10 protein-coding genes are annotated in these 14,580 nt (G+C 58.6%); 3 read left to right on the forward strand and 7 right to left on the reverse strand.

Annotated features, from left to right (window positions below):
- Positions 1–5 precede the first annotated feature (5 nt).
- Entirely contained in the window at positions 6–1,694 is a 1,689-nt protein-coding gene (locus SynPROS71_RS04745) for an alpha-keto acid decarboxylase family protein (protein ID WP_186597040.1), read from the forward strand.
- Between the two features lies 1 nt (position 1,695).
- On the opposite strand, the gene SynPROS71_RS04750 is transcribed toward SynPROS71_RS04745, so the two are convergent.
- From SynPROS71_RS04750 to SynPROS71_RS04760, 3 genes are read right to left on the reverse strand one after another with little or no spacing between them, the layout of a single operon-like run.
- Positions 1,696–4,473, reverse strand: coding sequence for a DUF1254 domain-containing protein (locus SynPROS71_RS04750; protein ID WP_186597042.1), 2,778 nt, complete (start codon positions 4,471–4,473; stop codon positions 1,696–1,698).
- Positions 4,474–4,505: 32 nt separating this feature from the next.
- Positions 4,506–5,789, reverse strand: a complete 1,284-nt coding sequence (locus SynPROS71_RS04755; RefSeq protein ID WP_255442483.1) for an iron-containing alcohol dehydrogenase — start codon at positions 5,787–5,789, stop codon at positions 4,506–4,508.
- 2 nt (positions 5,790–5,791) lie between these two features.
- Positions 5,792–6,208 (reverse strand): hypothetical protein, encoded by a 417-nt coding sequence (locus SynPROS71_RS04760; RefSeq protein ID WP_186597044.1) that lies wholly within the window; start codon positions 6,206–6,208, stop codon positions 5,792–5,794.
- Here SynPROS71_RS04760 and SynPROS71_RS04765 point away from each other — a divergent pair.
- A complete protein-coding gene (locus SynPROS71_RS04765; protein WP_186597046.1) occupies positions 6,207–6,626 on the forward strand; it encodes a lysozyme inhibitor LprI family protein in 420 nt (139 codons plus the stop codon). The two genes, SynPROS71_RS04760 and SynPROS71_RS04765, sit on opposite strands and share 2 nt — an antisense overlap.
- Positions 6,627–6,663: 37 nt before the next feature.
- Here SynPROS71_RS04765 and SynPROS71_RS04770 read toward each other — a convergent pair whose 3' ends face one another.
- The gene (locus SynPROS71_RS04770) at positions 6,664–10,455 is read right to left on the reverse strand and encodes a right-handed parallel beta-helix repeat-containing protein (protein WP_186597048.1); all 3,792 of its coding nucleotides are present in this window, start codon (positions 10,453–10,455) and stop codon (positions 6,664–6,666) included.
- 180 nt (positions 10,456–10,635) lie between these two features.
- Here SynPROS71_RS04770 and SynPROS71_RS13835 point away from each other — a divergent pair, with 180 nt between their 5' ends.
- Positions 10,636–10,761: a hypothetical protein gene (locus SynPROS71_RS13835; RefSeq protein ID WP_255442386.1), complete on the forward strand. Its 126-nt coding sequence runs from the start codon at positions 10,636–10,638 to the stop codon at positions 10,759–10,761.
- A 125-nt stretch (positions 10,762–10,886) separates the two neighbouring features.
- Here the strand turns inward: SynPROS71_RS13835 and SynPROS71_RS04775 are convergent, their stop codons facing one another.
- From SynPROS71_RS04775 to SynPROS71_RS04785, 3 genes are all read right to left on the reverse strand, one after another.
- The gene (locus SynPROS71_RS04775; protein WP_186597050.1) at positions 10,887–12,344 is read right to left on the reverse strand and encodes a hypothetical protein; all 1,458 of its coding nucleotides are present in this window, start codon (positions 12,342–12,344) and stop codon (positions 10,887–10,889) included.
- A 149-nt stretch (positions 12,345–12,493) separates the two neighbouring features.
- Entirely contained in the window at positions 12,494–13,372 is an 879-nt protein-coding gene (gene fghA, locus SynPROS71_RS04780; RefSeq protein ID WP_186597052.1) for an S-formylglutathione hydrolase, read from the reverse strand.
- 24 nt (positions 13,373–13,396) lie between these two features.
- The gene (locus tag SynPROS71_RS04785; RefSeq protein WP_370586858.1) at positions 13,397–14,509 is read right to left on the reverse strand and encodes an S-(hydroxymethyl)glutathione dehydrogenase/class III alcohol dehydrogenase; all 1,113 of its coding nucleotides are present in this window, start codon (positions 14,507–14,509) and stop codon (positions 13,397–13,399) included.
- Positions 14,510–14,580: the final 71 nt, after the last annotated feature.

Consider the following 14,580-nt stretch of genomic DNA (forward strand, 5'->3'; position numbering starts at 1 on the left):
CGCTGATGCCTCCTTCGGTTGTCACTTACGTGTTGGATCGGCTTGCGGATCTCGGCATTGGTCATGTGTTCGGTGTGCCTGGGGACTATTCCTTCCCTTTGAATGACGCTGTGGAAGTGCATCCGCGGCTGCAGTGGGTGCCATCAGCCAATGAATTGAATGCGGCCTACGCCGCCGATGGTTACGCCCGTCGCCGTGGTGCCGCAATCGTCTGCACCACCTACGGCGTGGGTGAACTCAGTGCCCTCAATGGCGTGATGGGCTCCATGGCTGAGCGACTGCCCGTGTTTCACCTGGTGGGAACCCCGAGTGTGCGCATCGTGCGTCAGGGACTGATCTGTCATCACACCCTTGGTGACACGCGCTACGACCGCTTCGAGGCGATCTCGGCTGCAGCCGGTTGTGTGAGTGCGCGGCTAACTCCGGAGAACGTGGTGGTGGAGTTGGAGCGGGTGATCGACAAAGCCCTGGAGGACTCCAGGCCGGCCTATCTCACCGTGCCCATGGACCTGGCTCTGATGCCGATCACCGGTACGCCGATTCAGGGCACACCCATCGGCAGCATCGATCAACACGCCAGCGTGGCGGTGGAGCTGGACGCCGTGCTCGATCTGGTGATGGAGCGTCTCGCTGAGGCCACCCGTCCGCTGGTGATGCCCACGGTCACCCTCAAGCGTTTCGGACTGGTGGAGACGTTTGCAACGTTCCTCGAGGTTTCGGGCTTGGCCTATGCCACCACGCCGATGGACAAGGCCCTGCTCAGTGAAGGGCATCCCGCTTTTCTGGGGATGTACAACGGTGCGCGTTCCACCCCTGCCGCTCTGCAGGGTGTGGTGGAAGGGGCTGATGTCCTTCTTGATGTGGGCGGCCTGGTGATGGAGGACCTCAACACCGGTCTCTGGAGTGGGCATCTGGACAGCCGCCGGGTGATCTCTCTGCATGCCGACTGGGTGCAGGCCGGGGATCAGGTGTTCACCAGCGTGAGCCTCAGCGAAGTGCTGGCTGGGCTGATCAAGCGCTTTAAGGCCTCGGATGCCAAACCGAGTCAGTGGGGGGAGCAGCGGCCGGTGCAGCCCGAGCCCCTGATGCCTCTCGCCGGTGAGGGGGATCAACCCACGGCATCGGCCAATGTTTATCCGCGCCTGCAGCGGTTCCTGCGGCCCACGGATCTGTTGATGTCAGACACCGGCACCTCTCTGCTCAAGCTCAATGCCATGCGTCTGCCGGATGGGGTGGCCATCGAAACGCAGACTCTCTGGGGATCGATCGGCTGGGCAACGCCTGCCGCCCTGGGGTGTGCCCTGGCCGATGCCGAGCGTCGGGTGGTGCTGGTCACCGGTGATGGGGCGCACCAACTCACGGTGCAGGAGATCGGGGTGATGGGCTTCACCGGGGTGAAGCCGGTGGTGATCGTGCTCAACAACGGTCTCTATGGGGTGGAGGCTCTGCTCAGCGAAACCGGACATGCCTACAACGATCTGCCTCCCTGGCGTTATGCCCAGCTTCCCGAGGCCTTCGGTTGCCAGGGATGGTGGTGCGGGCAGGCCTCAACCGTGGCGGAGCTGGAGCAGGCGTTGGCGGCGATCAATGCTCACGACGGTGCGGCTTATCTCGAGGTGAGCATTCCAGCGGAAGAAAGCCAGCCTCTTCCGGAGGCGATGATCGAAACCCTGCACCAAACAGCGACGCCCTAGGTCAAAGATCAATCGACGTGACCGTGAAGATGCCGTCGTTGCGATCGTGGTCATCCCCGCCGCCGATCTGATCCTCAAAGCCGAAGCTGCTCTTGCTGATCAGATTGAAATGGCGGTAGTCACGGGCATTGGCGTTGTCGTAAGCCGTGAACATCTGTGCATTGCCGGTCATCACGATCGGGGCATAGAGCTGGCCAGCCGTCAGCTCGATGGTTCCCTCACGGGTGGCATCTCTGTCGGCCACGATCGGCGTATCCGCCTCAAGCCGCTGGCTCCAGGCTTCCTTGAGGTAACCGCGATCACCTGGTGAAAGTCCGTTGATGGTGCCAGTGATGTCGTCGATGGCATAGAAGAAGAGTTGATTGTCGTAGTCAGCGTTACGGGAGTAGCTGTAGTTCACCGTTGCTACTTCGCCATCGAGAGCGTCGGGCAGGATGGTGAGATCGATCAGGGCTCCCACCACTTCGCTGCTGTAGGGCGACGGTGTGTCCAGAGGACTTGTGGAACCGAAACTGGGGTCGCTGCTCTTGACCTGAGCTTCCGCTGCGCTGCTGAGTAGATCCCAGGTGTGGATGCGGTTCAGGCCCTGACGCTCGACGGCTGGCGGTGCGTAGACATCGGAGGACTTTGGGTTGGCCAGGATCGATTTAGCACCATCGGAGATGTCGCTGGTGGGCCAATAAAACCGGGCCATGACCTGGAAGGCGCTGGCTGCTTCTAAATCGGAGGATCCTGATCCGGTCACCAGCGGAGTGGGTAGCCAGTTCTGGAGATTGCTTTGCGGGGCCAGGTTGGACAAGCTCAGATTGATCGAACCATCGCTTTCGGTTTGCAGCGTGATCTCATCACTGCTGATGCCTTTCTGCTGGTTGGATCCGAGCTGAGCGACGGGGTTGATCCAACCGAAGGAGAGTGTGCTCCCTCTCGGGCCTGAAAGTTGAATCGCCTCACCCGGTGACCCCTGGCCGCCGATGGCGATGCCGTTGCTCCCGTAATCGGGTTGGTACTCGGAGGCCAGGGTGAGCAGGAGTTCGTCATCTTCATCAGTTTCGGTCTCGCTCCCAAGCTCGGTGACATCCTTCACGTAATAGATGGTGTCGGGATCCAGGCCCTCAACAGCGATGTCCGATTGGCTCTTGCCTGTCAACAATGCGGTGCCCTTGGCCGTGCCTGAATTCCAGTTTCCGGGTGTTTTGGTTCTCAGCTTGCCGTCGATTGTGAGTTTGGCTGTTGCATTGATTGGTGAATAGCTCGTGTTGCGGATTGCGTTCTCGATCAAAAACGGCTGATAATTATTGCCGGGATTCGGTTGGTAAATGGTGTACGCCCAGAATCCCTTGGCAGGCCCATACAGCTCGACAGGATTTCCAGAATCGGTCGTGGTCGATCGTTTGGGAAGAGCAATCCTGTAGGTGTAGGTGCTGGTGAGCGCGTTGCCCTGCGCGTCGATTTCCGTGGTGGGGTAGACCGCATCGTTGGGGATGTTGGCTGCCGCGCCTTCCACGGCAACGCCTGCCCGCACGAGCCACGACTCCCAGTCGTTCGGGTAAACGCCGACGTTCTTGTTACTGATGGACCATCCGTTGTTGGTCCCCTCCTGCCCTTTCACCAGCGCGTCGGTGGCTTTGCTGAGGAACTTGAGCGTGAAGAGGTAAGACGCATCGAACATCTCCTTCTCCCGGTCCGTCCAACTGGACGGCTGGGTGAAGCCGGTGTCGAGGTTGAGGCCGATCGTTTCAAAGCGTCGGTTCAACTGATCCTTTCGTGCCGTTCCGAGGGCTGAAGGAGGCTGGTACTCCCGCGAGGCGTTCTGCAGCACGTTCTGATTATCGATCCAAACCTGGTAGGGAGGAGGGGTGTGGCCGGGATCACGGGACTGTTGCGCTGGCACCGGATTCAATGCCAGCGCTCTGGACACCTGGGTGAAGAACTCCTTGGCGGGATTGGGCTGATCCTTCGAGAGCGTGGGCACCGCTCCAAAGGCATCAAACGCCGCATCGCTGCTGGTGGATTGCGTGATCGGCTTGGCGTAGGGAACGGTGCCGTCGCGCTTGAACTGATCGAGGGTGGTGAGTTGAAATCCGGTTCCCACCTCGTCCTTGTCGCCGTTGATGAAGGTGCGGGTGGCGGCCATCGCCGTTGGATCCAACGTGTTGGTGTTGATCCGTGCGGTGATCCAGGCTCTGGGAGTATCGACCTGGAGCACCGGCATGGTGGTTTGCCCCCCTTGGTCGTCGGTGATGGTCGCCGACTTGTCACTGCCGTAGTGGATGCTGTTCGGACCCGCCAGCAACACGTACTGGGGCGCGTCGTCAGCACCTGCGAGCGGGTCTCTCGGCCCAAAGGAGCCGATGGTGTTGATGTAGCTGTCAAGAACGGCGAGAACGTAATAGTTGCCGTCGGGATTGGCGGGAAGTTGAAGGATGAGCTCGTTGGCGCTGTCCTCACCGCGCTTGCTGAGATCAAGCCAGGAGGTCATGTAGAGCAGCGAGGCATTGGGTGCCGGCGCTGAATTTTTATTGAGCCAGCTGGCGGCAAAGTCAGGTTTGAATAACTGGTTTCTCGGTGCCTGCGTAATCGTGTTGAGGTTGAAATAGCGGTGTGTTTCTTCCAGGGGATAGGACCAGACCGTGGCTTCCACGGTGGATCGGAAGATCTCGAGATCAGTTTCGGTGAGATCGGTAATGCCGCTGCTGTTTTTGAAGTCTTCGAGCAAGGCATCTGTGTTAAGCCCACTGCCATCGGCGGAGACGTAATCCGACCAAGCAAAAGAACTCATGACTCGACTGCTTGAGATGCTTTATCAAATACCTAGATAATTTTCGGGGTGGCGTCCATGGAAGGAAATGGAAACTTTGCTGTCGCGGAATCCGGCAGAAGCTGAGTGAGCAGGGCTTCACAATCGCTGCGGCGCATCAACCGCGGCACTGGATAGGAAGGGTGGGCTTCCTGGAGGGCATCGGCGCTGATTCGGGGAATGTCGACGCTGCGCAGAGATGCAATGAACGGTGGAACTCCCAGCTGTTGGTTGAGCGCCTCCACCCAGCGGATGAAGCCCAGCGCGAGATCGTGATCGCTGGTCTGGTCAGTGGCCAACCCGGCAGCGTGGGCCAGAGCGGCCAGCTTGGGCTCGCACGCCGGAAGGGAAAAGCGCAGCACACTCGGCAATACCAGCGCATTGGCGAGGCCATGGGGGATGGTGTAGAAGCAGCCGAGAGCATGGGCCAGGGCATGGGCATAGCCCACATTGGTGCGGGTGAACGCTTCACCGGCGGCATGGGCGGCAAGGGCCATCTGCAGGCGGGCCTCGAGGTCGTCCCCATGGGCGTAGGCCCTGGGCAGCCAGCGAGCAATGGCGCTGATTGCCTCGAGGGCGCGGCGGTTGCTGAAAAGGCTGCCGCTGCGGCCGATATAGGCCTCCACCGCGTGGGTGAGGGCATCGAGGCCACCGGCGGCCGTGATCGCGGGCGGCAGGCCGAGCATCAACTCGGGGTCGATCACCGTGATCGCTGGCAGCAGCTTGAGATCGGCAATGGCGAGTTTGCGTTGCCGTTCGCTATCGGTGAGCACGGCTGCGATTGAGGCTTCTGAGCCTGTGCCGGCGGTGGTGGGCACGCAGGCCAGAGGTGGTGGCGGCAGCACCACTCGGAAGAGCCCCTCCATGGCCCGGCAGCTCAGCCAGGGGTTGGCTGCGCGCGCGCCAATGGCCTTGGCGCAATCGATCACTGAGCCGCCCCCCACGGCCACCAGGCTGTCGCAGCGGCCTGCGCGGTAGGCCTGCAGCCCGGCTTCCACGCTGGCAAGGGTGGGATTGTCAGGAACCTGATCAAACACCCTGAAGGGCCGCCCGATCCGATCGAGTTCCGCCAGCAGGGGCTGGGGCAGTTGCAGCTGCAGGAGTTGCTGGTTGGTCACCAGCAACGGCCGGCGCCAGCGACGTCCTTGCATCTGCGGTGGTAACAACCGCAAGGCACCGGCACCGATGAGCTTGCGGGGCTGGGGGAAGGGCAAGACCCGGGCCAGAGCCTGGAGCAGCCGCTGGTAAGCCCGCATCAGCAACACAGTGATGCCCGCTGGTTCGTTATCGGTGGGCATGTTCAAGGAATCGGGCAGTCGGGAAATTTCCGTTTCGCAACGGCATAGCCCTCCTTGCTGGCCTCAAGGCGTAAGCCTGTTTCTTGTTCGACAATGCTTTCCAGCATCCCTTGCATGAAGAGCCTTGCCTCGTCGGTGGTGAGGAGATCAGCGTCCTCGAGCATGCACGTCGTTGTGAGGATGCCTGAGGTGAAACCAACCCCGAATGCAAAAGATTCTTCCTGGCTGGGTTGCTTGTTTTGAGCGCTTGATGGTGACGCTGAACAAACCATCAGTAGGGCGAAGGCTGATGGTGCCGCAATCGCTTTGATCACCCGGACGATCATCGGTGCCCTGTTCGGTTTGTTTCTGATCAAGTGTTTGGATGCAGCGTCAAGAGTCTGCAGGATGTGAGCATCAATCCCCCAGACCGTTGTCATGCGTGCTTCTGTTTCCCTCCCCCTGGTGCTCGCCGCGTTCCTCCTGTCTTTGCTGCCTCCCGCAATGCGGGCCTCTGAGGTGTGTTCCTCAACCAAAAGCACTGTGGAGGAAACGGGTTGTGTGATTGCGGCATTGAAGGCAATGGACCAGCGCTTGGAGCAGGCTCTGGAGGCGGTGGCTCTGGAGGCCCGTGCGGTGCCCAGTGAAGTGTTTCAGACCCTCTGGCGCGACAATCTCACCGGTTTTTACAAAACCAGTGCCGATCCAGCGGAACAGGCCGCGGGATTCCGGGACGAACGCCGCAAGGTGTGTGCTTATGCCAAATCTGTGGCGTTTCAGGGCACGGGATACGGCATCTTCACGACGCGCTGCGAGCTGGCGCTGACCCGAACTCTCTTGGATCAGTTGAAGCCGTGAGTGGCTATTTTGATCGTAATTGCTGTTGATTTCAGTGCTAAATCATTGGAGGCAGCGAAATAATCAAGTCATTGAAATCTTGATCTGACTTTTCAGTAGCCAGCAAATCTTCGACTCCGATTGTGAGTCCGCCACCTGGCGTTGTGAAACTTGTGAATTGGATGCTTTGACCTGGGTTGCTTGCAGCGTACGAGCTGTAAAGTGTCGATTCATTACCATCAACAAGAATCAAGAAGCTGTAGTTGTTTTGTGTTGATATGGAAAATTCGATGGTCCCGGTTTGATCGTATCCAGGTAGTTGTGAAGAGGAGAACACGCGCTCAGCCTGTTTGGCATTGTCGAGAGCTGCCTCCAGATAGCCATCAGTGCCGGGAAGGAGGCCATTCACCGCTCCGGTCAGCGCGTCAGATTCGTAGATTGCGATCGCGTTGTTGTAATCACTTAGACGTCGGATTGTGGCCGTGACCGTCGCAACCGGCTCAGCAGCAGCGGTCGCCAGCACCCCTGTCCCCCCAACGGAGTACACCGCCTGAATGCCTCCTGAGAATGTTGCAGTGGCGCTGTCACCAGCAAGCGTAAGATTTTCCAAGACCAGAACTTCGTTGTCTTGGTTGGTCGCCACTGGAATCCAGGTTCCCCGCACAAGTTCTGAGATCTCGCGACCACCAAGGGCAACTCCCTCGGTCTGTGACCAGGTGTTCTCGATGATGTCCTCAAGGTTGAGCGATTGTCTGCTGGCAGCATTGAGTTGCGTCAGGGACAGCACGGTGTCTGTTGATTGGTTCCTTAGCCCGAAATTCACAATCTGATCACTCGTGTCCTGTCGCAGCACACTGATTTCAGTGTCAGCGGCCACACTGAAGCTGTTCGTGTCAACTTCTTGACTCAAGCTGAGGTTGGCCCATCCAGGTGCCACTTCAACAGTGCCGAAAGCGTTGCCTGCATAAGTGATCCCTTTGTTGATCTGTTGTTCGGCTTCGGCTTCGGTAAGGCCTAGGAAGCTTAGACCGTACTCATCATTGTTTCTGAATACAATATTCGAGAGTTGATTGTTGAGTCTTCCTTCAACCGTTAAACCACTGCCTAAGTTATTGGCAATCAGTACGTTCTCGCTTCCTGTTGGATCTCCGAGATTAATGTCATTGGTATTTCCGCCAACGAAAATGCCACCCAGGGTGTTGCCAAATTGCTCTTCAACTCTTTCAGTGAGCGATCCAGTGCCGATTGCGGTATTTGCGATCTGGACCTGTTTGGCATTGCCAAGAACATTGATCCCATAGCCGTTGTTGTTGGAAATCGTGTTCTGGGGGATGACGGATCGATAGGTTCCGGCGATCGAGATGTTCTCGGCATTGCCATCGACGCGGATTCCATCGAGGCCATTGGCATACGAAACAATTTCACCCGAGGGGTAGGTGTAGGTTGCCGAATTGCCAGCGGTATTGAGGCCGATGATATTGGGATCGACCGTGATGTCTGCAGCGCTGCCAGTGATATGGATTCCATTCTCGATGTTGCCACCGATCACATTGGTGCGAATGGTGTTGTCACCACCACTGCTGGTGAAGAGCATGCCATTGCGTTGATTTGGGGCAATGCCTCCGAATGCTGTGGTCCCGGCGAAGGTGTTGAAGGTGATGAAGCCACTGGCTGTGTCCTTTACTTCAATGCCATTCAGGGAATTCCCTGAATTCACATTGCCAAGGGGGATCACCCCACCGTATTGGGTATTGTTTGAATCTCCCTCGATGAGGGCCCCATTCAGTCCGTTGCCCAGTGAGTCGAGATTGTTTGCGGCTAAGCCAAAGAAATTGGCATGAATCGTGGAATTATCGCTGTTCGTAATGCGTACACCGTTGCCTTCGTTTCCACTCACCACGTTGTAATAAATGAATGGTGAGCTTTCTAATTGACAACCAAGGAGTCGATTGTTGTCGGCATTGAGAATGGCGACGCCATCCGCTTTGTTACCCAGTTTGACGTTTCCGGTTGCTGTTGTGCCAATGAAATTGCCGCTCAGGCTGTTGCCCTCGGCACCGTCGCGGATCAACACACCATTGCCTGTGTTTCCGGAAATCAGATTTCCCAGGGGTGGTGGTGTTGTGTCTTCTTTTGTGGGGTTATTGCCGCCACTCAAGGTGCCACCAATCAGATTGCGGTTGCTGGCATTGATCAGAATGCCGTTTTCGCCATTGGCTAATGCAGTGCTCCCATCGGCGCTGGTGCCGATTCTGTTCTGGGCAATGGTGTTGTTGGTTTCAAAGGCCGTGCTCGAGCCGAGAATGGCGATGCCATTGCCTCCATTGCCGCTGATCACATTGCTGGGATCCACGAAGAAGCTCGTCTCTGACGACCAGGTTGTGACGCTTCCGTCGGAGGCCTCATATTCGCCGGTCATCACATCACCGGCCACAGAGGTGGGGACTGTGGTTCCTCCAGTTTGGTTGTTGTAGTTGACTTCGGTCCAGAGTCGCTCTCCGAATCCCCCATCAGCTGTGCGCTGCACGGTCATCAGTTGACCTGTCAGGGGGAGGCCTGTTGCGGCGTCGATGGCCCAAGTCGCCAGGGTGAAGGTGTTGTCGGTGCTGTTGTAGCTGATGCCATCTGCATGGCTGGCGATGTTCCCCAGAGCGACGTCATTCACATCCCAGCTGGTCCATTCGCTAAAGCTGTTGTCACTACGCCGGTAATACACAAGGTAGCCATGGGCTACGCCGTCGGGTTCGCCATCAAGGCTGTATGAGCCAGTGATCGCGAACAGATCGTCGTTAACTTTGGCAATGCCATAGGCGGTGGTGGATTTGGAGCCGGGATAGGCAATGTCGGCAATCGACAGGCCACTGCTCACCTCGTAGATGATGGCCTTCCCTGTACCGATGATTGGTCGATTGGTGTCTGGAATGGTGACGGTATTATCCCAGTTGCCGACGACCAATCCTTCCTGGGTGCTGTGAAAAAACGTCCAGGTTGCATCCGGATGCTGGTATTCCGTGAACCCCTCTGTGGTGCCATTGGCCTGATCAATGGCACCCGTGTAGATGAATGCCGATGTGTTGGTTGGGGGAAAGTCTCCATTGCTGTTGTAAGAACCAACCAAGCGAATCGTGTTGGCATCGAGTTGTTCCGGGCCATAGCAACTGGTGAGAGCACTGCTGCTACCTCCGAATGCCGTCGCGGCATTCACCGTGAACCACTCACCGCTGCCGTCTGCAGCACCAAGGCTGACCAGGCCAACGACTTGGGGAGCGTCGCCTTCGGTGCCACTACCGCAGAGAATGTATGGATCGGACGTGTTGCTTGCGGAGCGGATGCCCTGGATCGCGGAAATGGCGTAACCCCCTTCTTCAGAGAGGTCATTCCATGAGGTGCTGTCGCCTGGCGTGGTGCTGCCGATCAGGTTGCCTGCGGAGCTAGCTGTGATCGTGATGCCATCGCCGTTGTTGGCACTTGCACTCTGTCCATCGAGATCAACGCCGATGTAGTTGTTTTGAACGGTGTTGTTTGAACTTTCAAGTGTCAAGGCTGCACCAGATGCGCCGACCAGCGACAGACCAATCAGCGATGATCCATCACTTCCTGCGGAAAAGGTGATCCCGCGATTTCCAGCAAAATCAATCTGAATGCTCGGTGCTGTCTGCCCCGTTGGCAAAGCGTTGATGCTTAATGGAGAAGAGATATCTGGAAGCGCATTCGATAAAGAGATCACTCCACTGAGTTCTGGCGAGAAAGTGATGGTGTCGAAATCACGACTCGCATTTGACAGCTCAATGGCTTCCCGCAGGCTCCCTGGGCCACTGCTGTTGAGGTTGGTGACAGTGAAATTGCTCATGGAATGCCCAGGGCCGCTTGTTTAAGTTAAAGCTTGCACTTGAAGTTCTTTATGGTTGTTTCGTGCATGCCCATTTTCATTCTGCTGTGAACGTTTGGCGTTGCTTTGAAATTAAGTTATTCTTAATTTGTGAATTCCATTCGTGTTCAATTAGGTTTTGCGTAGGAACCGTTTAGGTTGATGGGTTGCTTGCTGCTGAGCGGTGATGCTGTGGATGTGCGCTCTGTGTTTTCTCAACGCATTGGGAGGTCGGTGATGGAGGAATGGGCTGATGCGCTTGCGGTGTGGGGGAAGGGCAACACCTGACCCGAACTCTCTTGGATCAACTACGGCCCTAACGCTTCCAACGATGTCTGCGCAAAGCGCGGTGTCTGGATTTTGGAATTCCGGTCATGAAAAAACCCGCCCTGAGGCGGGTTTGAACGCTTGCTTCAGATCAGCGTTTGATCCTGGGGTGGCAAGGTGTCTGATGTCAGTCCCGTTTGGTTGAGGTAGCGATCAACCGATGCATCAACCAGGGCATCGAACTGTTCTCCACCGCCAGCGAACAAATCAAGGGCTTCGATGTAGCCATCGGTGCCGCTGCCGAGGTTGATTCCTGCCTGTTCAGCGTGCGTTCTGAGGCTGCGGGCGCGGTTGGCGGCCTGGGAAAATTCGCCTGCGTAGAGATCCTCGATGAAGGCGGTGGCCTCTTCCCTCAGCCTCTGGCTGCTGCCGAGAGAAGGAAGTCCTCCCATGGCTTTCTCGGTGAGAGCCACAACTTTGTCGGCATCGGGGAGTTGCAGGTCTTCCCAGTAGCCCGTTCCTTTCTCGGCCATGCGGGAGAGAACATTCGGGATGGGATTGACGCGCAGCAGCAGTGTTTCGGCCGCCGTGTTGAAGTCTCCGTTGATCAGAGCGTCAAAACCACCGTTCATCTGTTCTTTGATGTCGGTGATTCCCATGCTGTCGCTCACATCGCGCACTTTGGAGAAATAGCCTCCGGTGCGCAGATTCAGCGTTGCATCAACCATGCCGGTGAGGGCATCGGCTTTGGGCGCACCGAGGGTGATCGCATGCCCAAAGGCGCCTTCGGTGTTGTTGTCGGCGTTGTCCACGGTGTTGGCCACCAGATTGCCGACAGGTCCTGTTGCCGCCACGGCATGCTGCACGCCATCGCCGATGTTGCCCTCCTGAAAGCTTTCGATGGCTGCGAGCTGGCGCTCTTTCATGTTGGTCAGCCCGGTGCTGTCCACCAGATCGCGGGCAGCGGTGTAGAAGCCCTCGGTCTGCTTGTTGAGCGCTCCATCAATGGCTTTGGACACCGTGTCGGGTTCGTTCATCAACTGTTCCTTGACGACACCGATCTCCTGGGCCGCGCGAGGATCACGTTCAGCCGTGACTGCCTGGGCGACTTCAGTGGCTGCATCCACCAAGGTCATTTCACCGGCGACGACTTCGCTGCCAGCGTTCACCGCTTTGGCGATGGGTGTGTGCTCCCCGGCCAGTTTGTTGACTCCTTCACTGACGCTGCTTTCCCCTGAAATCACCTGAACGGTGGTGTCAATCGCTTCCCCGACGCTTGTTTTCTTGGCGGCATCCACCAAGGCGTCGCCGACATCTTTTCCGTTGGCAACATCGATCACACCCTCCACGACGGTGCCAAGGGTGGTGTTCTTGGCCGATTCAACGAGATCAGTTCCATAGTCCTCCCAGGTTTTGTCACCGGAGGCGACCTCGATCAGACCTGTGACGCTTTTGACCAATGGCGATTCGGTGACGGTTTCTGCGACAGCACTCAGGGCTTCGGCAGGTGTTTTTCGACCGGCGACCACATCAACGGTGGAGGTGACGGTTTTGGCGACCACGTCGACAGCGGAGACGACGGCGCTGAACAGTTGAGCAAACATGATGGTGAAGTGGTGAGTGGAGCAGAGGAGCAAGTCCGATCTGTCCTTGACTCATTCACCATCTCGAGAGGGTCTTAAGCCGTTCGGTGCTGTTCCGGAGGGAATCGCGAGAGGTTCTGGTGAGAATCAGGTGAAGCGATCGCAGCATCTCAGCGATCACGCTTGAGCCCAAGGGCTGAGGCGTGATGGCGCAGGTGGGTGTCGATCACACTGGCCACAAAGAAATAGCTGTGGTCGTAGCCCTCATGCACAGTGAGCGTGAGCGGCTGGCCGCAGCGCTCGGCCGCTGCCTTGAGGTCGCTCGGGCGCAGCTGTTCTTCCAGAAAGGGATCGGCGGAGCCGACATCCACGAGCAGGCAGTCCTCCCGGCGATGACCATCCTCGAGCAGGGCCACGCCATCCCAGGCTCGCCAGCGGGTCTGGGCCTCGGCGCTGTTTCCGAGGAAATGAGTGAAGGCCTTCTGCCCCCAGGGGCAGGCGCTGGGATGGCAGATCGGTGCCACCGCCGAAACGGAACGGAAGCGCTGCGGGTGACGCAAGCCCAGCACCAGGGCTCCATGACCGCCCATGGAATGACCAGCCAGCCCCAGGCGGTTGGGGTCCAGGGGCAAGGCTGCGCTGAGCCGGGCCGGGAGCTCCTCCACCACATAGCTGTGCATGCGGTAGTGCTGGTGCCATGGCTCCTGCTCCGCATCCAGATAGAAGCCGGCGCCATGGCCGAAATCCCAGTGTCCCTCTGGATCATTGGGCACCGCATCACCACGGGGGCTGGTGTCGGGCATGACCAGGGCCAGCCCGAGCTCGGAGGCCAGTCGCTGGGCTCCCGCCTTCTGCACCGCGTTTTCATCGCTGCAGGTGAGACCTGACAGCCAGATCAGGGCGGGCAGGGCAGCGACACGCGACGCTGCGCTGAGCGCGGCGGGGGGCAGATACACGCTCACCGTGGTGTCACTGTGCAGCGTTTCGGCGTGCAGTCGGTAACGCCGCTGTTCTCCGTTGAAGCAGCGGTGGGTGCTGATCAGTTCCATGGCGATGGGTTGGGGACGGGACCTTCAGAAATGAACGACGGAGCGAATGCTCTCTCCCTTGTGCATCAACGCAAAGGCGTTGTTGATCGCCTCGAGCCCCATGGTGTGGGTGATGAAGGTGTCGAGAGGGATCTCTCCGTTCTGAAAGCTCTCCACAAAACCCGGCAGTTCGGAGCGTCCGCGCACCCCCCCGAAGGCGGAACCGCGCCATACCCTGCCGGTGACCAGCTGGAAGGGACGGGTGCTGATCTCTTGCCCAGCACCCGCCACGCCGATGATCGTTGATTCACCCCAGCCCTTGTGGCACGACTCCAGGGCTGCGCGCATCACCTCCACGTTGCCGATGCACTCAAAGGAGTAGTCGACGCCGCCATCGGTGCGCTCGATCAGCACCTCCTGGATCGGGGTGTTGTGGTCGTTGGGATTGATGCATTCAGTGGCTCCCAGTTGCTCGGCGATGGCGAACTTGGCTGGGTTGATGTCGATGCCGATGATCCGTTCAGCGCCGGCCTGCACGGCACCGATGATCACGGCGAGGCCGATGCCGCCGAGACCGAACACGGCAACCGAACTGCCCGGCTCCACCTTGGCGGTGTTGCGCACGGCGCCGATGCCGGTGGTCACACCGCAGCCCAGCAGGCAGACCTTCTCGAGCGGGGCCTCGGGGTTGATGCGGGCCACCGCAATCTCCGGCAGCACGGTGTATTCCGAAAAGGTGGAGGTGCCCATGTAGTGATGGATCATCCGACCGTTCTTGGAGAAGCGACTGGTGCCATCGGGCATCAGCCCCTGCCCCTGGGTGGTGCGGATCGCCTGGCAGAGATTGGTCTTGCCGGAGCGGCAGAAACGGCAGCTGCCGCATTCCGGCGTGTAGAGCGGAATCACGTGGTCGCCGACGGCCACGGAGCTCACGCCCTCGCCGATCTCCACCACGACGGCACCGCCTTCATGGCCCAGCACCGCGGGGAAGAGTCCTTCGGGATCGGCTCCCGAGAGGGTGTAGGCATCGGTGTGGCACACCCCTGTGGCCACTACCTTCAGCAGCACCTCCCCGGCCTGGGGCGGAGCCACGTCGATCTCGGTGACATCGAGGGGTTCACCGGGAGCCCAAGCCACGGCAGCTCTGGCGCGAATCATGGGCAGATGCTGATCGGCTCAGCCTTCATCTTGGCCCTGATCAGCGCCTGTGCCTGCATGGGAGAGTTCAG

The sequence above is a fragment of the Synechococcus sp. PROS-7-1 genome (assembly GCF_014279795.1).
Taxonomy (GTDB): domain Bacteria; phylum Cyanobacteriota; class Cyanobacteriia; order PCC-6307; family Cyanobiaceae; genus Synechococcus_C.